This is a genomic window from Perlabentimonas gracilis, from assembly GCF_011174675.1.
Taxonomy (GTDB): domain Bacteria; phylum Bacteroidota; class Bacteroidia; order Bacteroidales; family Tenuifilaceae; genus Perlabentimonas; species Perlabentimonas gracilis.
Genome location: NZ_JAANIG010000003.1, coordinates 35,406 through 61,060 on the forward strand (window position 1 = coordinate 35,406; position 25,655 = coordinate 61,060).

General features: G+C 45.3%; 18 protein-coding genes. 11 read left to right on the forward strand and 7 right to left on the reverse strand.

Annotation, left to right across the window (positions count from 1 at the left end; all coding sequences use genetic code 11):
* Nucleotides 1–246 precede the first annotated feature (246 nt).
* The 3 genes from G8O23_RS02190 (at nt 247) to G8O23_RS02200 (ending at nt 3,476) form a co-directional block, all read left to right on the forward strand.
* Entirely contained in the window at nt 247–1,059 is an 813-nt protein-coding gene (locus G8O23_RS02190; protein ID WP_166361306.1) for a KilA-N domain-containing protein, read from the forward strand.
* A 257-nt stretch (nt 1,060–1,316) separates the two neighbouring features.
* Nucleotides 1,317–2,030 (forward strand): hypothetical protein, encoded by a 714-nt coding sequence (locus G8O23_RS02195; protein WP_166361308.1) that lies wholly within the window; start codon nt 1,317–1,319, stop codon nt 2,028–2,030.
* A gap of 60 nt (nt 2,031–2,090) precedes the next feature.
* On the forward strand, nt 2,091–3,476 hold the full coding sequence (locus tag G8O23_RS02200) for an MFS transporter (RefSeq protein ID WP_166361310.1): 1,386 nt from the start codon (nt 2,091–2,093) through the stop codon (nt 3,474–3,476).
* Between the two features lie 469 nt (nt 3,477–3,945).
* Here the strand turns inward: G8O23_RS02200 and G8O23_RS02205 are convergent, their stop codons facing one another.
* The 5 genes from G8O23_RS02205 to G8O23_RS02225 all read right to left on the reverse strand — a co-directional run bounded on the left by G8O23_RS02205 (nt 3,946) and on the right by G8O23_RS02225 (nt 14,645).
* A complete protein-coding gene (locus tag G8O23_RS02205; protein WP_166361312.1) occupies nt 3,946–5,202 on the reverse strand; it encodes a dihydrolipoamide acetyltransferase family protein in 1,257 nt (418 codons plus the stop codon).
* Nucleotides 5,203–5,303: 101 nt separating this feature from the next.
* Nucleotides 5,304–6,011 (reverse strand): mechanosensitive ion channel domain-containing protein, encoded by a 708-nt coding sequence (locus G8O23_RS02210; protein WP_166361314.1) that lies wholly within the window; start codon nt 6,009–6,011, stop codon nt 5,304–5,306.
* A gap of 21 nt (nt 6,012–6,032) precedes the next feature.
* Nucleotides 6,033–11,186: an amino acid permease gene (locus G8O23_RS02215; RefSeq protein WP_166361316.1), complete on the reverse strand. Its 5,154-nt coding sequence runs from the start codon at nt 11,184–11,186 to the stop codon at nt 6,033–6,035.
* Nucleotides 11,187–11,365: 179 nt separating this feature from the next.
* Nucleotides 11,366–12,172, reverse strand: a complete 807-nt coding sequence (locus tag G8O23_RS02220; protein ID WP_166361318.1) for a class I SAM-dependent methyltransferase — start codon at nt 12,170–12,172, stop codon at nt 11,366–11,368.
* Nucleotides 12,173–12,266: 94 nt separating this feature from the next.
* The gene (locus tag G8O23_RS02225; protein WP_166361320.1) at nt 12,267–14,645 is read right to left on the reverse strand and encodes a PAS domain S-box protein; all 2,379 of its coding nucleotides are present in this window, start codon (nt 14,643–14,645) and stop codon (nt 12,267–12,269) included.
* Nucleotides 14,646–15,023: 378 nt separating this feature from the next.
* Here G8O23_RS02225 and nhaC point away from each other — a divergent pair, with 378 nt between their 5' ends.
* The 5 genes from nhaC (at nt 15,024) to G8O23_RS02250 (ending at nt 22,508) form a co-directional block, all read left to right on the forward strand.
* A complete protein-coding gene (nhaC, locus tag G8O23_RS02230) occupies nt 15,024–16,511 on the forward strand; it encodes a Na+/H+ antiporter NhaC (RefSeq protein WP_166361322.1) in 1,488 nt (495 codons plus the stop codon).
* A 243-nt stretch (nt 16,512–16,754) separates the two neighbouring features.
* Complete coding sequence (locus G8O23_RS02235) at nt 16,755–17,960, forward strand: aminotransferase-like domain-containing protein (protein WP_166361324.1); 1,206 nt, start codon at nt 16,755–16,757, stop codon at nt 17,958–17,960.
* A 150-nt stretch (nt 17,961–18,110) separates the two neighbouring features.
* Nucleotides 18,111–19,460, forward strand: a complete 1,350-nt coding sequence (locus G8O23_RS02240) for an MATE family efflux transporter (protein WP_166361326.1) — start codon at nt 18,111–18,113, stop codon at nt 19,458–19,460.
* A 94-nt stretch (nt 19,461–19,554) separates the two neighbouring features.
* Nucleotides 19,555–21,513 carry a glycosyltransferase gene (locus tag G8O23_RS02245; protein WP_166361328.1) on the forward strand — a complete coding sequence of 653 codons (1,959 nt, stop codon included), beginning with the start codon at nt 19,555–19,557 and terminating at the stop codon, nt 21,511–21,513.
* The gene (locus tag G8O23_RS02250; protein ID WP_166361330.1) at nt 21,510–22,508 is read left to right on the forward strand and encodes an FAD:protein FMN transferase; all 999 of its coding nucleotides are present in this window, start codon (nt 21,510–21,512) and stop codon (nt 22,506–22,508) included. The genes G8O23_RS02245 and G8O23_RS02250 overlap by 4 nt, the downstream gene beginning before the upstream one ends.
* An 11-nt stretch (nt 22,509–22,519) precedes the next feature.
* Here the strand turns inward: G8O23_RS02250 and G8O23_RS02255 are convergent, their stop codons facing one another.
* Nucleotides 22,520–22,720, reverse strand: a complete 201-nt coding sequence (locus G8O23_RS02255) for a hypothetical protein (protein WP_166361332.1) — start codon at nt 22,718–22,720, stop codon at nt 22,520–22,522.
* Nucleotides 22,721–22,776: 56 nt separating this feature from the next.
* A complete protein-coding gene (locus G8O23_RS02260; RefSeq protein ID WP_166361268.1) occupies nt 22,777–23,013 on the reverse strand; it encodes a hypothetical protein in 237 nt (78 codons plus the stop codon).
* A 175-nt stretch (nt 23,014–23,188) separates the two neighbouring features.
* On the opposite strand from G8O23_RS02260, the gene G8O23_RS02265 reads away from it, so the two are divergent.
* From G8O23_RS02265 to G8O23_RS02275, 3 genes are all read left to right on the forward strand, one after another.
* Complete coding sequence (locus tag G8O23_RS02265) at nt 23,189–23,722, forward strand: hypothetical protein (RefSeq protein WP_166361334.1); 534 nt, start codon at nt 23,189–23,191, stop codon at nt 23,720–23,722.
* A gap of 80 nt (nt 23,723–23,802) precedes the next feature.
* Nucleotides 23,803–24,354: a WG repeat-containing protein gene (locus tag G8O23_RS02270; protein ID WP_166361336.1), complete on the forward strand. Its 552-nt coding sequence runs from the start codon at nt 23,803–23,805 to the stop codon at nt 24,352–24,354.
* 148 nt (nt 24,355–24,502) lie between these two features.
* Complete coding sequence (locus G8O23_RS02275) at nt 24,503–25,534, forward strand: hypothetical protein (protein WP_166361338.1); 1,032 nt, start codon at nt 24,503–24,505, stop codon at nt 25,532–25,534.
* Nucleotides 25,535–25,655 lie beyond the last annotated feature (121 nt).

Consider the following 25,655-nt stretch of genomic DNA (forward strand, 5'->3'; position numbering starts at 1 on the left):
TTGACTCGATTTAATCGTGCTTGAAAATTCAATTGGTTGAAGGGAAAAAAGAAATAAAGAGAAAATGAGTGCCGAAGCGAATAGTTTATTGTCGATTATATAGTTTGGTACCCAACAACATTGAAGCGCACTAGTTTAAACGATAAAGGTTTAGATAGGTTTCTAACAGGATAATTTGGTTTAATGCATTTGGAAATAATTTAAACGCACCGCTTTCAGGGAAATTGAATAGTAAAGCAGATGGCAATGAAAAAGACTATAATAGAAGTCAAAGGAAGTGAAATAGCCGTATTAAAGCATGAGCAGAACGATTACATTTCGCTTACCGATATTGCAAAACATAAAACAGACGACACCAGTGCAGCTATCGGAAACTGGATGCGAAACCGCAATACCATTGAGTTTTTAGGGCTTTGGGAAACACTTTACAACCCAAGTTTTAAACCCCTCGAATTCGAGGGGTTTAGAAATCAGGCTGGCTTAAATGCCTTTACCATGTCGCCCAACAAATGGGTAAATACAACTAACGCAATCGGTTTTATTGTAAAACCAGGTCGATACGGTGGAACTTATGCTCATAAAGATATTGCATTCAAATTTGCTAACTGGATTTCAGTTGAATTTGAACTTTATGTAGTAAAAGAATTTCAACGCCTCAAAGAAATTGAAAACAAAGAATTAGGTTGGAATGTAAGCCGTATTTTATCAAAAATCAATTATCGAATTCACACTGATGCCATCAAAGAAAACCTAATTCCCGAAAAACTTTCTTCTGCAAAAACTAAACAGGTGTATGCCTCTGAAGCCGATGTGCTAAATGTTGCACTGTTCGGGTTTACAGCGTTAGAATGGCGAAATGAAAATCCTGAAAAGGAAGGTAATATGCGTGATAATGCTACCCTTGAACAATTAGTAGTTTTGGCAAACTTGGAAAGTATGAACGCCCTGTTTATTCGCCAGCAATTATCACAATCACAGCGCCTTCTTCTACTTAACAAGCAAGCAATCCAACAAATGAAAAGTATTTTATCTGTTCCTGGGTTTAAAAAACTAGAATAATATGAACCTGAGTATTTTAAACAGCCACCTACGCTACCTTGCAGGGTAGCCACGCAAAGAAGTTGCTTATACATGCATAGTAGCAAAAGGGGCTATTTTGACTAGGTGCTTTTTGGCTGTAGTAAAAGCCATAATAGTAACTAGTGTGGTAGTAGGGGTAAAAGAACGGGATATCTGAAAACTTCTTTAAAACAAAAGTGAGCAAACTTTAATAGATCTACATAAGTGAAAGTTAACAAACAACAAACACTAACAAAATGAAATACACAACTTTACTACTGCTTGCAATATCGCTTTTAAGCATTTCAACTTTCTCGCAACCCGACACTACAAACACCCACAAAACGGGCTGGATAATTAAGTCGGGCGAAAGGAATTTTACTTTCAAAGCATTAAACTCAGCTTTTAATAATGCAGGAGTTGCGCAATTAAATAATCGAGTTTTTGGCTATAGCATTGGAATAGCCTCAAGGAGTATAACCAAGCATACGTATGGAACAGCAACCTTATCGTATTTAAGCGCCAATAATCATGAGATGCAACCACAGACACTGTCCTCATCGATTGATATAATGGAACTTGCGCTCAACTATCATTTTGCCCTAAACAACAGCCCAAAATTGCTAGTGATTCCCTACGTAGGCTATGGTGTGGGCTATGGAAGTATGCTGATAATCAACAATGACCAAAATGCAACATTTGCCCAGAGCGTAACCAACCTTACGCAAAACGATGGCTTTAAAAAACGCTACAACATGGAGCATCTGTATGCTTTTGCAAACATTGGTCTTGGGTTGGAAAGGGGCATACGCATAGCATGTTATCAATTATTTATTGGTTTTAGCAGTGGTTATCAGCTAACAACAAAAAGTGGCTGGGGGTACCCCGACCTTCCAAGCATAAGGCATGGTGGTTTAGAATGGAGATTATCAGTAAGAGTAGAACCCAATTTTAGAACAAAATATGATTAGCTTTAACCATAATAATTCTTTTATAATCAATACATAAGCAAGCCTTTACACAACCATACTATGCATTGGACAAAAAAGCAGGTTTCCATACTGGCCATTGTGGCCATCACATCATTCATGGGAACATTCCTAATATCCTCCATTAACATCGCTTTGCCAGCCATTGAGAAATCGCTGGGGCTAAACGCCATTACCTTAAGCTGGGTAGTTACCTCATTTTTGCTTGCCACGGCAATGTTCTTGCTACCCGTTGGTCGGTGGGGAGACCTTACCGGAATCCGGAGGCTTTTTAAGCTGGGCGTGGTAATCTTCACCCTCTCGTCGTTGCTATGCGGCATGGTGGGTTCGGGAGGTTGGCTTATTGCGCTTCGATTTATCCAAGGAATAGGTGCAGCATTCAGCAGTACCACTGGGCCAGCAATTCTGGTTTCAGCCTTTCCCCCTCAGCATCGAGGTCGAGTACTTGGCATATCAGTAGCAGCGGTGTACCTAGGGTTGGCTTTTGGCCCTTTTGCCGGAGGATTTATCACCCAGTACTTGAGCTGGAGGTCGATCTTTTTCATAGCCTCGGGGCTTGGGGTTGTTACCACCGCCATAGCGTTTATCTTTTTGGGGAAGGATGAACCCAACAGAAACGATGCAACAAGAATGAATCTGAAGGGTACCGTTTTTTATATGATTGGCCTAGTGGCGCTGGTGTATGGCTCATCGAACATCCCCTCCATAATGGGTTGGGTGTTGATGCTGGGTGGGGTATTATCGCTTGGAATATTCTGGCTTTTCGAGAGCCGTTCAGCAATGCCCGTTATCGACACCACACTGTTTACAAAGAACAGGCTTTTTGCCTTCTCGAACCTTGCTGCGCTAATAAATTACAGCGCCACCTTTGCCATTGTTTTTCTAATGAGCCTTTACCTGCAAAAGATTATGGGCCTTTCGCCCCGCGATGCTGGAACCATACTTATTGCTCAGCCCATTGTGATGGCCATATTCTCACCCGTTGCGGGTCGATTCTCCGATAGAATAGAGCCACGGTACCTGGCTACCGCCGGAATGACAATATGCTCCATAGGGCTTGCCGCTTTGGCATTTCTATCGGCCTCAACCCCCATCTGGTTTATAGTCATAATTTTACTGTGGGTTGGATTTGGGTTTGCCCTTTTCTCCTCGCCCAACATGAATACCATCATGAGTTCGGTGAGCAAAACGCAATACGGATTAGCCTCGGGCACAGCAGCCACCATGCGGGTAATTGGCCAAATTGTTAGCATGACCATAGCCACGCTATACTTTGCTGGGTTTATGGGAAACCAACCCATTGAAATTGTTCCCGATCACCTTTTCATCAGCGCCGTACGTTTCGGATTCATAACCTTCTCCATCATAAGCCTGGCAGGGATATACTTCTCGTACAACCGAGGGAAAATAAGCAGAGAAACAGCCTAAACCAAATACTAAAGATATGTCGAAATCAAACACACTTTTCTTATCAATCCTACTGATAATATCCGCAGTATTAATTCATCTGCTAAAGAACAACCAGATACCTGAGAATTATTTTGATTTAGTAGGTTTTTTTGTTGGCTTCACCTTTATAGCAGGCGTCGGTTATAGCATTTTACCCTTTATCAAAAGGAAAAACAAAGGTTAAGCAACTGCTATACATCTCGATCTAAGTATAGATAATCAAAGCTTCTTAGGCATATATTCATTAAAAAAAATCACTACTAACCGACTAATAAATATAGATTTAGCTTCGCTCGAAATGACAGGCTGTTACGCTGTAAGGGGTGAGGGGGTGAAGGCGGCTACGCCGCCTTCACCCCCTCACCCCCTTAGACCTCTTGAAAGTACTGTCATTTCGAGCGAAGCGAGAAATCTATATTTATTAGTCGGTCAGTAGTGATTGTCAATCTTACTTAAACTCCTGAATATAATCGCGTACTGCCTTTAGGAACATACCACCCAAAGCACCATCAATTACCCTATGGTCGTACGAGAGAGAGAGCATTGCCATTTGGCGAATGGCCATGGTGTCGCCGTGCTCGGTCTCCAGCACAACAACCCTTTTGGTAATTGCACCAATGGCCAAAATGGCCACCTGCGGCTGGTTTATAATTGGCGTTCCGGTTAACGTTTCGAACATCCCCAGGTTGGTAATGGTAAAGGTCCCGCCCTGAATCTCATCGGGCTGGAGCTTGTTGCTGCGAGAACGGGCGGCTAAATCGTTCACCTTTTCGGCAAGTCCGGACAGGTTTAGCTTATCGGCATTCTTAATAACAGGTACAATTAAATTACCGTTGGGTAATGCTGCCGCCAGGCCCACATTAATGTCGCGTTTCATTAGTATTTTATCGCCATCCACTGAGCTGTTCACCAACGGGTAATCCTTAAGCGCCTTAACTGCCACCTCAACAAACAGGGGGGTTAGGGTTAACTTTTGCCCCTCGCGCTTTTGGAAAGCCTCCTTCTCGCTGTTTCGCCAATTCACCAGGTTGGTTACATCGGCCTCGATAAAGGAGGTAACATGCGCCGAGGTTTGCTTCGACATCACCATATGATCGGCAATAAGCTTGCGCATCCTATCCATTTGGATTACCTCAACTGAATGGCCCGCTGACGGTGTAGATGCTTGCTGACTTTGCGCCTTGGGTTTCTCGATAATTGCACTGCGCTTGTCGATATAGGCTATTATGTCGTCGCGGGTGATGCGGCCACTAAGGCCTGTACCCTTAACGCTTTTCAACTCCTCTGCCGATATTCCCTCGCGCTTGGCAATGGTTCGTACCAAGGGGCTTGTTTGAGGCAAAACGTCGGGTTCTGGCTCTTCCATATGCTCCTGCTCTTTTTCAGACTCCTTAGCCTTTGGTTGTTCAACCTCCTGAACGGGTTCGGGTTTGGACTCTTGATCTACATTAACCTCTCCTCCGCCATCAACCTCTAGCACAGCGATAATTTGTCCTACTTGGGGTATATCGCCCTCGTTAAACAGAAGTTCCTTAACCCTACCGGTTGCTGGGGATGGTATTTCGGAATCGACCTTATCGGTGGCCACCTCAACCAACGACTGATCCTCAGTTACCTCATCGCCAATGGCCACCAACCATTTGGTAATAGTGGCTTCAATTATGCCTTCGCCCATTGCGGGGAGTGCTATCTCAAGTTTACCCATTGTATTTTTATCGATTTTATTCTGTTTTGTTTAGTAACACCAATTACAACGAAATGTTGAGCTAAAGCAATGCCTGCATGCAGCTGAGATATTTAATTATGCTACGATGTAACCTCCTCGAACTGGCGAACCAAATGCTCATTCACGTTTGATGCGTAGCTGCTCGAGGTGGTATAGTAGCTTATTGAAAAAACATTTTGCGTTGCGGTTTTATCAACCACCTTTATGGATGGCTCCTTGCTAACGGCAACCCAAGGTAGCAGTAGTAACGACCGTGTAATCATATCGCGTGCCTCCTGCATAGGGATGGATGTGCTAACGGGTAGCTTCATTTCGTAGCTTTGCAAACTATCGTTCTTGTTGAGCAGGTGAATTGATCCTGAAGCAAGCTGTGAGTATGGAATTTTTACAAGCTCGCCTTTGTGTGTTTCAATCTCAATAGACCTATACCCAACTCTACGGAGCAATCCCTGATTGTTATGTACCCCAATATGCTGGTTTTTCTCAAGGGGCATTTCGGCCTTTAGAATTATGCCCGAAATAAAATCGCGAAGGAAATACCAACCGAAAATTAGCACAATACCAATTGCTACGGCGGATACTAGCAAGGGGTAGTATGGTAAATCGTCAAAAAGCTGGTTAATAACCCATAGGCCAAAGGCAAGCCATATAATGAGTTCAACCACAGGGAAAATTCTTGCGAGAACCCTGTACACGGCCCTACTATACGAAACGGTACCCAGCACCTTGGATAAATATCTAAGCACCACGAATATTCCAATGGCAAATGCCAAATAGTAAACTGTCATATTATCAAAATTTTAATTTGGCTAGCATAATCCTTTTTCTTGCAAAACAGTTACAATGAATGGCTCGAGCAGGTGATTCACAGCCCACACCCCAACAAATCTCTCCTCAATTATTCCGGAACGATGCAAGTTTTTAATCAAAACAAGTGTTTGCTCATCGGACTGCCTGAGCACCCGTGCGAGCCTAGCTAAGCTGCATCGGCGGTGAATAATTATCTGCAGTATAACCACCAGCAGCTCATCGCTTATGCCCCTCAGGTACGAGAGGTTTGGCACTTCGGGCTTTCGAATATGTATGGTTTTACCCACCACCTTGGTAATACTCGTTAGCCATAGCTGCAAAGCGTACCCAGGGTTACCTTCGGATATATTGAAGTACTTATTGAAAAGCCTTGCGTAGTTCCATTCGGTTAATTCGCGCTCCTGCTTACCTTTGTACACCAGCGAAAGCCCTCCGGTTTTATGGCGGGCCGTAATTAAATCCTTTAAATCTTTTGCATCGAAGGGTTGGCACTCTATGCTGCCCATAAACACACTGTCGAACTTCTCAACCCTATTAATAAGCTGGTAAGCAAAAGTGCCACAGTTCACAATAAAAAAGTTGTTTCGGCTAAGGTTTTCTATCAACGCATATATTTTGCGAATAACATCCAACCCCTGGTTATGGCGTTCCCACCATAAATCGAGATCGTTTATTATAATTACTCTTGGCTCGGGATTATTTGCAAGGTAAAACTCTGGATTGGCCTGTGTTCCCAATGCCTTTTGCAACCCCAGCATCAATTCGCTGATGCTCGAAGAGCCACCCAGCGGTGCCTTTACAGAGATGACCCTATGCTTAGGGAAGTACTTCTTGGCGATATACTTTGAGAGGGTTGTTTTTCCTGAGTTCCGATCGCCAGTTATTAGCAATGCACCGGAATACCCCGCATTATATCGCGACACCACCTGCTGCGCAATCCTCTGTTCGGCTGGGCGCTCAATCCATAGGTCTTCATTAAGCGTGGTGCTGCCCGAGAATAGGTTAGCGTAGTAGAAAGGCACCTTTTTCAAAACTTCTGCATCGCCAGCAAGCGAGACAAGCATCTCCTGAACCGACTGGTTACTTAGCTTGTACTCCTTCTCGAAATTGGTTAGCTTCTGCGCTAGCAGCAACCCCTCACTCTGCGAGTACAATACCCCAACAACCTGACGATTTACAAACTTTGAGATCTTTTGAACACTGGATGTAAACCAGCGGAAGCTTGCCTGCGATTTCTTCTTACGCTTCCGAATTTTATCATCGACCTTGCTATGCACCAGCTGGTGCAAAGGCTCCATGGCAGAAACCAAGTACTGCTGCAGATCAACATCGAACTTGGCAAGCAGGTCTTTAAGTCTTTTCTCCTCGAGTTCAATCTCACCAAGCAACTCCCCAACAAGCGTAGCACGTTGTTCCTGTTGCGACTCACTTGACGAACTATTGGTTTTCGCTTCATTCTGGGCAAGCATATTCTCGATATTGAATGCTGCCAAGCGTAGCTTGTCGCGTAGGGTTTTGGCCGTTAGTCTTAGTGAATCGGAAACCCCCTCCATTGAGGTTCGAGCCTTACTAATAAGTTCCATCCCAACATACAGCTGTACTCTGCGCTTGAAATCGATGCTGCGCACATCGCTTGCCATAAACTTCCCTTGCTCAAGATCGCTGAAGAAATTGTCGCTATTAACATCAACAAGCTCAGGCATCCCCTCAATAATAGCATTCACATCGCGGAAAAGCACCTCGAAACGCTCCTGCATATGGGGAGTATTTATCTCATCTATTCGCTGTGTTAAATCCGATGGGTTGGGCAGGTCATTGGACGATAGGTACTGGTTGAGCAGCCCCTTGGCGCTAGCAATTGATTTAAGGATATTATTCTTTGTCCAAATATTCAGTTCCTCCACCTGTCGGCTAATCTTCACACCAAGCCTATAGCGCAGCGACATCAGCATGAACTCAACATGAATCTTATTGGAGTATAGGGTAAGGTTATCCATCCATACCTGTGGTGCCTGGCCTAGAGTATCGGTAGTATGAGGACGCTTGTTGATTAGCTTGGCGTAGGATCTGAGCAGATGAGTCGACTCCGGCTTTTCGATAACAAAAATCATCCGTTGTAAACTTTGCACTAAGCTCGAGTTGAGATCGGCAGTGATCTGCTCTGTAGATTTTTTAAAGTCGGACAGCGCGCTCGACAGGTTGTCTTCCTCATCTGCCAGCAGGCTATCGAGCTCCTTGGATATATCCTCGTTGCCATGCTGTAGCTGCTCCAACTTATGGGGCAAATCGGTTAAAACTCGTCGGATATTGCTAAAGTACCTGAATGATATGAGGCCAAGCTGAGTGAAGAACTCGTTAAAATCCTCGAGCCTGTTCTCATGCAGAAATAGTTCAGCCGATTTTGCCAGATCAACCCTTCGGCTTATGGGCCATCCGAGGAATGCTCCCCTGAGCTTGCACGTTGCTTTTGTAATACGAATTCGTAAGCTGTCGGTACGACGAATCTTAAACTCGGGGCGCGAGAAGCTAACCACCATCCTTTCGGGTATTTTCACCAGTAAGCTAGCTGACTTTTGCATAAACACGGCAAGGGCGTCGGCAAGGATACCCTGCCCCTTGGTCAAATCATCGGCTATTAGCTCGGCAATACGGCTTTTGACCTGAAAGGTATAATCGGAGAGTATCTTGCTGAAAGCCCAAGGGCCCAGCCCGTTTTCCTGCTCAATGGCCTTACGGAGAGACGATAAAATTTTGCTACAATTGCTCTCAACATCATCATGAAACTGGCTAATTAAGCCCTGAATCTCATTTACTGAGTTGTCAACAAATACGTTTTGCTGATGTCCATACTGCTCGGCAAGCTTACGAAGTTCGTTGGCAAGTAGTTCCTTCTCGGGATATCTAACAATATCGGAGAGGTTAAAGGCTTGGTTATGGGCCGCCTGGCCTTGGTCGGTGGTGCTTACCTCGGGTACTGTGTGGGCATTCACCACCTCGAAGTTCTGACTAGCTTCTATCACCAGCGATGAGCAGGGCAAATCGATGGCACCATTCACGTAGCTAACCCACGCCGACGACTCCTTATGCATATCCTGATTCATCTCGAGAATGGCCAAGCTGGCATCGGCCGACTCGCGCTTAATGATATCGACCTCGGGTAGCTTCTCCACCGAGTTATTTATAACCTTAACGGAACCCATTAGCCTTGAGTTGTCGAGGGCCTGATTTGCCAATGCGTAAACGCTATCGGTTTTGGTGGTGTTGTAGTTAACTATTAGCAGCCGCACCATTGTGCCTCGCCACTCCGAATCGGTGGTGATAAACTTGAGTAGGGCAAGCCCAAAGTTCAGATTACGGCTATTCCCATTCCACCATAAATCGACCCTTTTAGCTTGGGCCGGCGCTTTATTCTGCTGGTTCTTGAAATTATAAAATACAAGGTTGTAGTTGAGCTTATGTAGCACCGAGGCCGTTTCGCAAAACCTTTCGGGGTTGGCCGAGTTCTTTGCCCAACCCATAAGGATGGTGTTTGGCTCAAACCCAGTGAACCCATAAACCCGCGATATCATCTGCATACCCTCGTATATGTTTCCGCAAACATGCCTACGGGTAATAATGTTCCTACCACGATGATCGGTTTCTATTGTTGCGGTGGCCGTTCGGTCGAACAAATAATCTTCCTCGGGCTTTTCAACCAACTCAAAATTGGTAAATACCCCTTGCTTCCCCACTATGGTTCGGCCCATATCCACCAAATGTGGCCGAGCCTTAGCCCCTCCGCTGAAAAGGATTACGTTGGGGCGCCAGTTTCGCTGATTTCTTGCTGTTGATGATGAGAGTTTGAACAGCCCATACTTAACCAACGACGACCAAATACCACCCCACGTATCGCCCGACTGCAAACGAAGCTCCTTACGCTTAAAGAATAGAAATATGGCACCCAGTATAATGGTTGCCCCAATCATGGCAATAAAATCGAGCTGAATCATCACCACAAAACAGGCAATGGCACCAATTATGCTTATCCAGCCCGGAATGCGGAACGATGGGCGGAAGTCGGCTCCAGCCCAATTCTCGATGGCGCAGGTTAGGTTTAAAAACCCGTAGGTGATGATAAAAAACATGGACACCACCCGGGCTATTACGTTAAGATCGCCAATGAGAATTCCCGAAAGGGCAATAACAAAAGTAAGCAGCAGCGCATTGCGTGGCTCGTTGCCAGCGCCCACCCCCTTGGCAAAAAGTTTGGGTGTAATCCTATCCATGGCCGTAGCCTGCAGAATGCGGGGTGCTCCTAGTATGCTCCCAAATGCCGACGACAGCGTTGCTCCCCAAATACCTGCTACTACCAAGGGCGAAAAGAATGAGATATTCATTAGCACACCGGGGTCGTTTATCAACGTATTTCTATCCACAGTATAAGAAAAGAAGAAAACCAAACCGATGTACACAACCAAACCAACCACTATGGCGGAAATTGTGCCAAAAGGGATTGATTTCTTGGGATTCTCCAAATCGCCCGACATGGATACACCCGCCTCGAAACCAGTAACCGCCGGGAAGAATATGGCGAATAGCGCTATCCAAGGTAGCGAGTTGGTGGCCGTGCCCACCAATGCGGTTTGGGGAACCATATCGTGCTTACCAAGCACTATGGACACCAGCGACAGCAGCAGAACAGCCAGAATAACAAACTGCATTTTTAATGCAAGGTTGGTGCTTATAAAGGTGATTATGGTGACAAGCAGTAGCGTTGCCGCTCCCGTAATGCGAATAGCATTTAGGGTGGCCTCAATGCCAAAGGCGGTAAGCAGCGTTTCGGCAAAACCTATTAGGTACAGGCTTACGCTAAACGATAGCCCCACGAAAAGAGCCAACCCCAGTGTTCCGCCTATGGGAAGCCCCAAGCTGCGCGAGATCATGTAGTACGTTCCACCGGTCTCCACCTTTTTGTCGGTGGCAATGCTGGCCACGCTCAATCCCGTGGAGGCCGATATAAGATGTGCCACTAGAACAATCCCTAGAGTAGCCCACAGGCCAGCCTGCCCAACTATCCAGGGCAAGCGGAGATACATGATAACGCCAAGAATTGTAAGAATTGAAGGGGTGAACACACCCTTAAACGCGCCAAACTTATTCCCTTTGGTAGGCATATTGAAATTGATTTATTAACTTGATGAGTGCAACGAATACCAAATATACGCAGAGGTTACGATATAATGAAGGGATGGGGTGTGAAATTTTGTGAATATTTAGTGCATATACTAAAAAATACTCCCCAGCCAATAGCTGAGGAGTATTATAAATATTAACAGAATGATTAAAGCTTCCCCTACTTCTTACGCAGCACAAAGTGCCAGTACTCCATTTTGCCCGAGGCAAACGACTCGTATCGCTCGGAGCCCTTCGCACCGGCAAACTGGAGAAATGATTTGCGGAGAAAGCCGGGCACTTTATTTACAATAGCCGACTCGCGGCGCTCATGGTCGCAGTCGAGTGCCTTAACCACATTCTTGGTAATCTCGGTTTCGCTCACTATTTCCATACCGCTTGAGAGCAAATCCTTGCGTATGGACTCCACCTCACCCTTCTTAATCATATCGGCAAAGCAGAAATGGCCTCCCGGCCTTAGCATTCTATTCACCTCGGCAAAAAACTTTCGGATGCTCTTGTAGCAACGAGCCGACTCCACATTCACCACCACATCGAAGCTCTCGTCAGCAAATGGGGGCTCCTCGGCCACACCGGCAACAAACTGCAACCCCTCCACATTGTGGTAGCTGTTGCAAAACTTCACTACGCCCGATGAGATATCCATGGCAGTATACGATTTGGGCTTAAAGTAACGGGTGATGTATGAAGCACCTCCTCCGCGCCCCGAGCCAACCTCCAGCACATCCTTGTTGGCCACCTCTACGCTACGAACCACATAATCGTACAGCTGAATGCAGTAACGATTTGCCTCATCGTGGTTCTCGAGTTCCAACGCAGGATCGCCATTAAGGCTTTGGTATCCATAGTTCATGAATACAGCATCCTTGTTCTTGTCGAGCTTAATGATAAGGTTGTGCCAAACACGCCACATTGGACGCCTGATGGCGGTAGGCATTTCACAGTACTTCTCTACTAACTTGTGCATAAAGGCAATTTTGGGTTTATAATTTGCCACAAGATAGCACAATTTAAATCCCTTTAGCTAAGCGCAAGAACTTATGTAGAAAAATAGATATAATCTATTGTTTTTGATGTAACAAGGTGGAGACCATATTGAGGAAACGCTCTCTGTTTATGGGTTTTGAGATGTACTCGTCGCAACCGGCCTCAAGTGCCTCCTCCCTATCGCCCGACATGGCGTGAGCGGTTTGTGCAATAATGGGGATATCGGGTCGAATTTGCTTTACAATACGTGTTGCCTCGTAACCATCCATCACAGGCATCTTAATATCCATGAGGATAAGATCCACCTGACGCTGGCTCTTAACATAATCGACAACCTCCTTACCATTCTGAGCCCACACCATGGTTGCATCCAACCCTTTTAGGAGCTGCTTTAGGTAAAGATAGTTCACCTCATTATCGTCGGCAATTATAATGTTGGATGTACCTAGTGAATCGTGATTAAGAACTGGCTCAGCACTCCTCCCCTCGGCACACGCATTCTGCACCCTTTTATTGGGGATTGTAAAGTAAAAAGTGGAACCCTCATGCTCCTTTGAGTCCACCCAAATCTCACCCCCCATCTTAGCCACTAGGGCTTTTGATATGGCAAGCCCCAAACCTGTTCCACCAGCTTGCCTGGAGAAATCAATCTCGACCTGGCGGAAACGTTCGAAAATCATCTCCTGCATGCCTGTTGGAATGCCAACCCCGGTATCTTCAACAAAAAACTCAATCACATCGGGCATAAGCCTATACCCAAACCGAATAGTTCCCTTGGGTGTAAACTTAAAAGCGTTACCAACAATATGGGAGAAAACCTGCCTAAGCCGAGTATCGTCCACTTCAACAATAAACTTCTCGTTGGGTAAATCGATGTATTTTTCAATGAACAACCCTTTCTCGGCCGCCTTAACAGAGAACAGCATGTACTGCTCGTTGATGAGCTCGTTGATATCTATTTTGTGGGGATCAAGTGAAATTTGGTTGGCCTCAATCTTCGAGATATCTATCAAATCGTTGATAATGGCCAAGAGCTGATGCCCCGATTTTTGGATAATGCCAATGTACTCCTGGCGCTCCTCTTCCGATGCTTCACTATTGAGCAGAAGCTGCGAGAAGCCAAGGATTCCATTCATTGGGGTACGAATTTCATGGCTCATATTGGCCAAGAATGCCGACTTGAGCTTATCATGCTCCTCGGCCCGCTGCTTAGCCTCAAGCAAGTCGGCATTAATACTTACAATGCGCTCATTGGTCTCGAGCAACTCCTCGTTAAGGGCCAGGTATTCCTCGTTCTGCCGCTTCAGCTTTACTTCGCTTTCCTTTATCTGTAGCTGTGCTTGCTTACGGTCGGTAATATCGCGAACTATCCCCAACACCACCATATCGCTTTGAGAATCGAGCACAGCTGTGCTCACCTCAACATCCTTAAGCTCTCCTTTGCTTGTTATTACCTGTAGTTCGAACTGGCTTGGGATCGATTGGTTTTGCTCAACAAAGCTTAGGTGTTTATTTACATGCTCCAAACTACGGGATGTAAACAACGATTTGAATTGAAAATCGGTATGAGTAACCTCATCAACAGTATACCCAACAATATCGGCAAAGCGCTGATTAGCATACTCTAGCCTTCGGTTTCGAAGAAGGCAAATGCCATCGAACGCATTCTCGACCAAAGTACGAAATAACGATTCGCTTTCGCGTAACGCCTCGTCGGCTTGCTTGCGGCTAGTAACATCAAACAGAATTCCCTCCAAGGCTACTAAATTATCGTTATCGTCGTAAACCCCAACACCTTGCTCCCACAGCCAACGCTCCTCACCGTTGGGAGTTATTATGGGGTACTCAAAAGTAAACGACGATCGCTGTTTAAGTACTTCACTCCATCTTTTCCAAACCCGATCTCGATAATCCTCCCTTATGATATTATTAAACGAAACCTTTCTATTCCCTATTAAGTCTTCGGGCCTATAACCAGTAACATCTAAGCATCGACCGCTTAAATGCTCCATGGTGTAATCACGATCACACATACAACGGTAAACAACCCCCGGCATATTCTGCACAAGGGTTTTGTGCAATCTACGCTGCTCCCTAAGCTCATCGGTTACACGTTTGAGGTGTGTAATATTGTTAACCAGAACAAGAAAGATGTCGTTACCCTGCTCGTTAAGCATAGAGATATGCAGCTCGAGCGTGTAGGTGAAGTTGTTGATGGATGAAATTGTAATATCGGATTTAACTGGCCTAGGCAGGTGGCTTTGAGCAAATATATCTTTGAGCTTAGCAGACGCACCCTCACGCATAAAGTCGAACAACAACCTACCCGTCAACTCGCTGGTGCTACACCCAATAATATCGGAGAAGCTTGCATTCGTGTCGAGCAGTACACCCTTTGAGTTAACTACAAATGCTGCTGTAGGCAGATGTTTCAAAAAGAAGCCAATAGCCATACTTAATGTTTTATCGAATCAAAATACTGCCGTAAAAAAACAAGTAGGCAATATAGGTATTATAAAAAACTAACCCCAAACTTTTTGACGACCTTGCATTAGTACGTGACCACCTGCTAATATTATCCATCGAAAAAAATTCGGGATTAATCCTTCAAAAGCCAGAATAATCATATAACAATCCAGTGATACTGCTTTAGTTTTTATGTGCTGTACTAACCTTAATATTTTCCGCTCTAAGAAAACTTCATTGAGCTAAACTGCAAGTTTCTTAAAAGCCATTATGTAGAATAATTAAGCAATTTCGCTATGGTATACCGTTCGAATTATGGAAAATAATTATCTTTCGAACCTTATTCAACAAAACCCTAAACAGCAATGTCCAAAGAAATTCGCAAGCCCAATATCGTTCAGGCTTTTATACCCATCCTCTTCCTCATCGTTTTTCTGGTTTTAAATGTGTACTTTTTTGGAGAGGACACTCTTCAAGGGGCAAATCAAATAGCGCTCCTTTTGGCTGCCACAGTTGGGGGTATTGTTGCGGTTTACTTGGGTCATAACTGGTACGACGTACGAAAGCAGGTGGTAAAAAGCATTAGCTCGGCCATGCCCTCAATGCTTATATTGCTGCTCATTGGATCACTTGCCGGGACATGGCTACTCAGCGGGGTTGTGCCCGCCATGATATACTATGGGTTAAAAATATTACATCCAAGCATTTTTCTTGTGGCATCGGTAGTTATTTGCGCAATGGTATCGTTGGCTACGGGTAGCTCATGGTCAACTGTGGCAACCATTGGGGTTGCGCTACTTGGTATTGGGAACGCTTTGGGATTTAGCGAAGGGATTATTGCAGGCGCCATCATTTCGGGGGCATACTTTGGCGATAAGATGTCGCCCCTGTCGGACACCACAAACCTTGCCCCTGCCATGGCGGGCACCGATCTGTTCACTCACATCCGCTACATGGTGCTAACCACAGGGCCATCAATCCTTATAACGCTTGTTATATTTTTTATACTCGGATTCACCTACGACTACTCTGGTGGTGAGGCCAACGTGCAAACAACGCTAAATGCCATTGAGAACACCTTTAACATCACCCCATGGCTATTCCTTGTTCCAGCTATCCTTATCATCATCATTATAAAAAAGATGCCCCCCCTACCTGCGCTAATGACAGGCACTTTGCTGGGTGCAGCCTTTGCTGTGATGTTTCAGCCCCACGTAGTGGAACAGGTTTCGGGGATTACTAGCAGCTACACCATGTCGTCGTACGTGGCCATAATGCAAAGCATGTTTGGTGATATTTCGATAATTACTGAGGATGCTCAGGTAAACGACCTGCTAAGCACCCACGGAATGGCAGGAATGCTTAACACCATATGGCTCATCCTATCGGCCATGATATTTGGTGGTGTGATGGAGGCTGCAGGTTTACTTGTGCGCATAACCGAAAGCGTAATCCGTTTTGCCAAAACCACGGGCTCACTGGTGGCCACAACTGTTGGAACCTGTATGTTTTTCAATATAACTGCTTCCGATCAGTACATCTCCATTGTTGTTCCAGGTAGGATGTTTGCAAAAACTTACCGCGACCGAGGTCTAAAACCCGAGGTGCTTAGCCGTACCCTTGAGGATTCGGGAACGGTTACATCGGTGCTAATTCCGTGGAACACCTGCGGGGCTACCCAATCGGCGGTACTGGGCGTTCCCGTACTCACCTATTTGCCCTACGCTTTCTTCAATATCATCAGCCCATTCATGAGTATTTTCATGGCATCATTCAACATCAAAATCAGACGGTTCGCCGATGATGACCAGAACGACACGGGCAGCAAGCATATTGATATAGACGACGAGTAACCGTTCCCTTCCAAAATACGCAATAAGCACCTCTCGCTCTTAGGCTCAAGCAATATGGAGTGAGATGCTTGCATTAGCCTGTATGTTCAAAAGCATTTGGTTAAAGCCGCAACAAATCAACATAAAAACTTGCCTGTTATAATTACAATCCGTAACTTCGTAGCCATTGTTTTAGATAAATTGATTGAAAATTCTTTGATTGCAATTTCAATTTGATACGTTAACCTATAAAATATTGATGTTATGGTAACCGATTTGAACAGCGTATTTTCGAATACTGCCAAGGGCATGAAGCGATCGGCCATTCGCGAGCTGCTAAAGCTTACCCAAAGGTCCGACATTATTTCATTTGCCGGAGGGCTACCTGCCCCCGACACATTCCCCATCGATCAGCTAAAAGAGATTAGCTGCGAGGTGCTCGACACCGAAGGCGCACAGGCTCTACAGTATGGTGCCACCGAAGGCGACATGAAGCTTCGCGAAATCCTTGTTGAGCGCTACAAGAAGGAGGGGCTAAAGCTCGATATTAACAACTTGGTAATCACCACAGCTTCGCAGCAGGCATTGGATCTAATCCCAAAAATTTTCATCAACCCCGGCGATAAGATTATCTGCGGATTACCCTCGTACCTTGGTGGCCTGTCGGCCTTTAGCACCTATGGTGCGCAGATGGTTGGCATTAAACTCGACGACAAGGGAATGCGCGCTGACCTGTTGGAGCAAGAACTCGAGAAGATGAAGGCCAATGGCGAAAAGCCAAAATTCTTATACATAATCCCCGACTTCCAAAACCCCGCCGGTATCACTATGCCAGAGTCGCGCCGTTTGGAAATTATTGAAATTGCTCGCAAGTACGATGTGCTAATTGTTGAGGACAGCCCATACCGCGAACTTCGTTTCGATGGCGAGGTACAGCGCACCATGTACGAACTCGATGGCACAGGCCACGTTATCCTACTGGGAACCCTATCGAAAATATTTGTACCAGGATTCCGCATTGGATGGGTTGTTGCCCACGAGGACGTTATTGACAAAATTGTGATGGCCAAACAGTCAACTGACCTTTGTACATCTCCATACGTTCAGAAAATTGCTGCTAAGTACTACGAAAAAGGCTACTTCGACGAGAACCTGAAGAAGATTATCGACAGCTACCGCATTAAGCGAGATGCTATGCTCGAGGCCTTCCGTAAGTATATGCCCAAAGGCGTTAGCTGGACCGAGCCCGAGGGTGGCCTATTCCTTTTCCTAACCCTACCCGAGCATATGAACTCCGAAGATCTGTTTAAAATTGCCATTGAGCAAAAGGTGGCCTTTGTGCTAGGCAGCGTGTTCCACTGCGATGGTAGCGGAAAAAACACCATGCGCTTGAACTTCTCGTTCATGAACAAAGAGCAAAACGACGAGGGTGTTAAGCGCCTGGCCGAAGCCATTAAGCAATTGATGTAAGACAACTATTTAACCATAGCTTTGGGCAGGTAAACCAGCTTTACCTGCCCATTTTTTCTGTGCCTTGCCTTGATATTACTCAAAACCTAGATATATCTTAGTACTTTTGCACATCAAAACTATTTGCAACCAGTAATACATTAGAGCTTAATGCGCAGCTTTTTTGCTAAATATAAAAGTCACCACTCGGCAACGCTAGCGCTGGGCATACCCCTTGTTTTGGGACAACTGGGCCAAATAATACTCGGCTTTGTGGATGGCGCCATGATTGGCAACTACGGAACCGACGAGCTGGCTGCCGCATCGTTTGCTGTAAACGTGTTCAATATGCCCATCCTTTTTGGGTTGGGATTCTCCTATGCGCTCACTCCGTTAGTGGGACAACTTTTTGGGCGTCGAGAACACCTTGAGGTGGGGCAAATGCTACGCAATGGGATTGTTGCAAACCTTGTAATGGGCATACTTATCACAGCGCTGATGGTGGTTTTTGTGCTAAAGGTGCGCAGCTTTGGCCAACCCGAAGAACTTTACCCGCTAATAATCCCTTACAGCTGGGTAATACTTATCTCCCTAATCTTCATAATGATTTTTAATGCGTTTAAGCAATTTGCCGATGGCGTGAACGACACCAAAACATCGATGTGGATTATGATTGGCGGCAATGCCCTTAATATCCTGGGCAACTGGCTGCTGATATATGGCAAGTGGGGATTCCCCGAGATGGGACTACTGGGCGCAGGAATTGCCACGCTGGCCTCGCGGGTTCTGATGGCCGCCGCCTTTGCGTACATCTTCTTTTTTACCAAAAAGTACAAGCGTTACCTTGTGGGTTACCTACGTAGCAGCTACAGCCCAATGCACCATAAAACCCTTAACAAGATGGGCCTTATGGTGGGCATACAAATGGCCATGGAGACGGGCATTTTTAACATAAGTACCATTATGATTGGCTGGCTGGGCACCGTGGCGTTGGCCGCTCACCATATAGCAATCACCATACAAACCATCGGTTTTATGACCTACTACGGCATTGGCGCAGCCACGGCGGTTAGGGTTAGCAACTACTACGGAACTGGCGACGTTGCCAATGCAAAAAAGGCTGCCAGTAGCGGGCTACATATAATTATTGCCATGGCGCTAGTAATTGCATCGGGGCTGGTGCTTTTCAGGTATCAAATTGCATCGCTATTCAATTCCGATGCGGATGTGATTACCCTTGCCGGCACCCTACTCCTTATTGGAGCAGCCTATCAAATTGCCGACGGGCTACAGGTAAACTATGCCAATGCTCTTCGGGGCATATCGAGGGTAAACGCTATGGCAATCATATCGTTTATATGCTACTTTATGGTTGCATTGCCAGTTGGCTATCTGCTGGGAATACATTTGCAGTTTGGTGTAGTTGGTATTTGGCTGGGTTTCCCTGTGGGTCTTTCGCTTGCAGGCGTGTTCTTTTACATCTGGTTTAACAAATCGATTAATAAGATTAGGCGTTTTTAAGCAATCAGGTTAAGTTTACAATAAATAACCCCTCGCCTAAGAGTCGGTTTTCAACACATATTTTAATACCTTTGTGTGCCTAACCGTATACCCCATGACGCTTTCGGTTGTAATTGTTAACTACAACGTAAAGTACTTCCTTGAGCAGTGCCTTATATCGGTATTTAACGCCGCTACGGACATTGCAATTGAAGTGTATGTGGTGGACAACGCCTCGGCCGACGGCTCATGCCAAATGGTGCGCGACCGATTTCCGTCGGTTAAACTGATAGAGAATACCGAGAACTACGGATTTTCCTACGCCAACAACCAAGCCCTTAGGCTGGCTAGGGGTGAGTTTGTGCTTATACTAAACCCCGACACGGTGGTTGAGGAGAGCACCTTTAGCAAGTGCATCGAGTTCATGAGCAAACACCCCGAGGCTGGAAGCCTATCGGTAAAAATGATAGATGGTAAGGGGAAGTTCCTTCCCGAATCGAAGCGGGCACTACCCTCTCCCTCGGTTTCGTTCTACAAGATTTTTGGGTTCTCTCGACTTTTTCCAAAATCTAAAACTTTTGCCCGCTACCACCTTGGTCATCTGAGCCCCGATGACGTAAACGAAATTGAGATTCTTCCCGGTGCGTTTATGTTTATCAGAAAAACCGCACTCGATAAGGCAGGGCTATTCGACGAGTCGTTCTTTATGTACGGCGAGGATATTGACCTATCGTACCGCATAATGAAAAGCGGATTTAAAAACTACTACTTTCCCAAAACCACAATAATTCATTATAAGGGCGAGAGCACCAAGAAGGGCAGCATAAACTACGTGCTGGTTTTTTACAAGGCCATGATGATTTTTGCCCGCAAGCACTTCTCGCAAAAGAATGCGTTCCTTTACATTGCGCTTATTTACATGGCCATATACTTTAGGGCTGGACTAAGCATTGCAAAGCGGATTTTCAACCAACTGGTGCTGCCCATTTTCGATGCAGCAGCAGTTGCTACAGGGTTACTTGTTATTATACCCTTTTGGGAGAGAGTCCGATTTAGCGCCCCCGATGTTTACCCCAATCATCTGGTTATGCTCCTATCCACATTCTACATCGTAACCTGGATTGTTTCGATTTGGTTTGCCGGCGGATACGATAAACCTAACAAGATTGCCGCTTCGGCAAAGGGCGTTGGCATTGGGAGCGTGTTAATTCTAATAGCCTACGCATTACTCCCCGAGGATATGAGATTTTCGCGAGCAATCGTTCTGCTTATATCCCTTTGGGCTATAATTCTAATACCATTAATTCACCTGATGGTTGGGCTAATTCGTGGCAACCTGAACCATACATTAAAAAGGGAGAAGCGTATTGTAGTTGTTGGCACACCCAGCGAGGCGAATAGAATTAAGGAAATAATAAACAGCAACAGCGTAGGCTGGAGACTGGTGGGTGAGGTATCGCCAAAATCGAATAGCAACAACACAAACCAGCTGGGCGCAATGAACCAACTCTCCGAAATTGTTCGGGTAAACAGCATCGACGAGATAGTATTCTGCGCCAGCGACCTCTCATCGCAAGAGATCATTAAATCGATGCTATCGCTGGTTTCGCTGGGGGTCGATTTTAAAATTGCCCCACCCGATAGCCTTTCAGTTATTGGCAGTAACTCCATCGACACCTCGGGCGACCTATACACCGTGGAGCTGAGCGCCATTACCCAACCGGCCAACAGGCGGATGAAGAGGGTGCTCGACCTTTTGGTTGCCATCCTCACCATAATATTAGCGCCACTCCACCTCCCTTTCAGCAGAACCACAAGGAAGATGTTTCGCCTTGCTGGACTTGTTATAGTTGGGAAGTACACATGGGTTGGATTTACACATGGTGCGCAGACCAAGGGATTGCCCCAAATAAAGCCTAGCGTATTTGCACCAGTCCACACCTCTAGCCTTGAGAAGTTAGATGCCGAGCTGATAGAGAAGATTAATATTCAATACGCTAAAAGCTATAGCGTAACCAAAGACATTTCAATTATCTGGAAAAATATCATCAACAAAAAACATACTACGCGATGAAACGAGCATACTTCTTTCTAACCATTCTCATAATGGCAAGCTGTACCACAACCCCAACCAAGGATTACATTAGGCTCAACGGGTTTACACAGGGTACCACATTCAGCATAACCTATGCCGATAGTTTGAACAGGAATTTTGCTGCATCCATTGAGGAGATTTTGGAGCGAGTAGACAGCTCCATGTCACTATACCGCAAAAACTCAATAATCAACCATTTTAACCAAAGCCAAACGGGTATTGAGGTTGACTCACTGCTTGCGCATGTGGTGGAACTATCGTTACTGTACAGCCAGCAAACCGATGGCGCATTCGATATAACCATAGGGCCACTGGCTCGTGAATGGGGTTTTCACGCAAAGAAAGGCGAGATGCCTAATGCCGAAATGGTGGCAAGGCTGAAGCAATTCACCGGTTCGGGTATGATTAACCTTGATGGGTTGCATATCACCAAAAAATTTCCCGAAGTTATTATTGACGTGAACGCCATTGCCCAAGGGTATACCGTGGATTTAATTGCTGAGTTTTTAGACGATATGGACATTTGCGATTACTTGGTGGAGGTTGGCGGAGAGATCCGTTCCAAAGGAAAAAGCCCAAGGGGTAAGCATTGGCTAGTTGGAATCGACAAGCCTGAGGAAAATGCTCTGTCGGGCGAGAACCTGCAAGTAATCATAAGCCTCTCGGGCGAATCGCTGGTAACATCGGGCAACTACCGCAAGTTTTTTGTTCGCGAGGGGGTGAAGTACAGCCACACCATCGACCCAACCACGGGTTACCCCGTTACCCACTCGCTGCTGAGCGCTACAGTTATCGATAAGACTTCGGCACGCGCCGATGCCCTTGCCACCGCTTTCATGGTGATGGGAACCGAGCGAACCCAAAAATGGCTAAGCGCCAACCCAAAGGTTGACGCTTACCTTATTTTCTCCAACGAAGCCGGAGAGTATGAAATTTGGATGACCGAAGGGATGAAAAAGAGAGTGGTTGAGTAAACCAATGCTCGTTAACCTTTTTGGCGATCAACAGGCATTCCACAAGCACCTGTTCCACAACCACAGCCAAACGATCGGGCATTACTGGTGGCTGTTGAACAGTCGTCGCCTTCGGGCTCCTTTTTCTTTAGCAACGAGAAGGCTACAAAGAAAAACCCGACTATCAATGCAAGCATCCCTAGGGTAATAAGTGTAAGCTTAAGCGTTTCCATTTACTACAATTTAATTTGATTGTAGTTTGTAAACGCAGAGGGCCTGATATTGTTCACTAATTGCGGGCGTGTTCGTAGCAAGTTCCGCACGTAGCTTTTGCACCTTTCTTGGACCAGCACTTTATCTCATCCTGCCTAGCGCAGGTAATGCCACGCTTGCGCATCTCGCGGTTATGCCCCGCCGAGGTCTCGGGGAACTTGTGCGATTTATGAAAAATAACCTTCACGCCCATCAGTAGAAATACCATGGCCATTAAACCTACAACAACGGAAAGAAGTACTAAAAACTGCATCGGTATAATATTTTACGCAAAGTAAGTTAGAATTTTGTTCTAAAGGAACATTTTAAATCAATTTTGAAGATCCTTGAGCTGCTAGAATGTATAAAGGCATACTTTTTGCAATTACCTCAACCTATATATCAACAGTTTACACATTCCACTTATTACGCAGCACATCAGAACTACTATGAGAACAGGATTATTGGCACTATTATTAACCATTCTGATTAGCCTACCAGCCTGGGCAAGCCAAGAGGAGGAGCTTAAGCAGCAAATTGAACGGCTAGCCACAGAGCTGGAGGCAAAATATAGAGGTAGGGGAAAGGTAAAGGTGGCTATCCTTCAGTTTCGCACCAGCGATAATAGGCTTACCCCCTTTAACCAGTTTATGCAAGATGAGCTCAATAGGATTTACAGCTCAAGCGAACGCTTTCAGGTGATTGACCAGAAAGCTGTAAACCAGGTGCTAATCGATTTTAAATGGTCGCTTGAGATGAGTAGCGATTTTAGGCAGTACTCCAATCTTAGCGAGTCAATTTTTATGGCAGTAAGAGAGGTACCCGAGGTTTTTATATATGGGCAAGTAGATGATAAGGGTGGTAAAGTTCGCTTAACCTGTTACCTTGTTCCAAACGGACTAACCAGCACCAACCTATACTCATCGCAGGAATTCTCTGCATCTGATTTCACCAACCGATTACTGGGGAAACCACATCAATAACCGAAAAACAAAACATAGTGGTATAACTTCGCCATAAAGGAATTTAAATCGACCCTAAAACAAACCTAAAACACAGAATCATGAAAAAACAACTCATCGCAATTGCAATTATTTGCCTTGCCACATCGGTATTTGCACAGAACAACAAGCAAACTAAAACACCAAAGGATAACCCACAGGATTACTGGGTTGCCGTTGAGCGAAATGGGCTGGTTGGCTATATCGATGGATTTGGGAAAGAGGTAGTTGAAGCAAAATACAATAGCATATCGTCGTTTGGCGAGTTCGCAGCAAGCTGGGCTCTAGTTGAAAAAGATGGCTTGCTTGGCTTTATTGATAAAACTGGTGCCGAGGTAGTTGAACCAAAATACGAAGCCATTGATAGGTTTGACGAGTTTAAGGAGCACTGGGCGTTGGTTCAGAAAAATGGATTACTCGGGTTTATCGACCTGTTTGGAAAAGAGGTTGTTGAGCCCAAGTACGATGCCATTTCGCCATTTGGCAACCATATGCCAGAATGGGCATTGATTGAGAAGGACGGGCTGCTAGGCTTTATCGACAAAGCTGGCGAAGAGGTGGTTAAGCCTATGTACGAGACGATTGACGGCTTCAAATCAGCATCGAGAAAATAGGCATTTCAATCCCCAACTCATAGCACAAAACACATAATCAGGGTTAATAAAATGTTTGATCGACTTGCTAAATTAAATTTAAACAGTCTCTTAAATAAAGAAATATTTTAATTAATTTTGATTACCCGTTAACCCTAACACGAAAACTATGAGAAAACTTACTTTTTCCCTGATCTGCATTCTGGCCTTCTCCTTTTCGGGATTTGCCAACAACGAGGAAGCTCTTAAACAGAGCATTAGTAAAATTGCTCAGGAACTCGAGTCCAAATACCCCGGCAGAGGTAAAGTAAAGGTGGCAATTCTCCAATTCCGTACCAACGACAACCGCCTGTTGCCCTTTAACCAGTATATACAAGATGAGTTAAACTTCCTTTACCGTTCGAGCAACCGCTTTGAGGTGATTGACCAAAACGCTATGAACCGGATAACAGAGGCTTACGAATGGTCGCTCGAGATGAGTAACGACTTTAAGAATTACTCCGACCTGAGCGAACAGATTTTCAGGGAAATTGGTATGGTTCCCGAGGTTTTCATTTACGGCCAGATTAATGACCGGGGTGATAACATAAGTCTTACAGGATATCTTGTTCCCAACGGCTTAAAAAGCACAAATATCTACTCTACCCTTCTTTTCCCATCGTCGAAGATTACCGACAAGTTACTGGGCAAGCCCATTCGTAAACCACAGTCCAAACCCCAACAACCTCAGGTTGTAGTGGTGGAAAAACAGGTAATTGTGGAAAAACCAGTGTATATCGAGAAAGAGGTTGTTGTTGAGAAACCAGTTTATGTTGATAGACCCACCCCTCCGGCACAACCCCAAGGGAAATTCACCGGCAAAATTGGCGATATGGAATTTGAACTAATTAAGGCCAAAAACTTTGGTGACAGGGTTGAAGTTGAAATGAGCGTTGTTAACAACAAAGCGGACGATAAAATATACTACGTTAACTCCCGCTTTATCGATCCAAATGGAACTGAGTTTGAAAGCCCATATATGCATAGCACTTTACGCAACAGAGATCTGATAGAGGGTATTCAGATTAAAGGAACCATAACTTTCCGTAGGGGCAGTTTCCAGAACGTTACTAGGATGGCTGTCATCGAGATTCAGGTAGTTGGCGATGGTAACAAGCAGCTAGGCACATTGCGATTCCGTGGAGTACCCGTTGAGAAATAATCTATTTACACACTACTTACAAAATGCCCCGAGCGACAAACTCGAGGCATTTTTTTGTAAACCTTATTTGCAGTTCTTTGTTTGAATTATTACCCTATAGGAAACTATTTAATACCTTTAC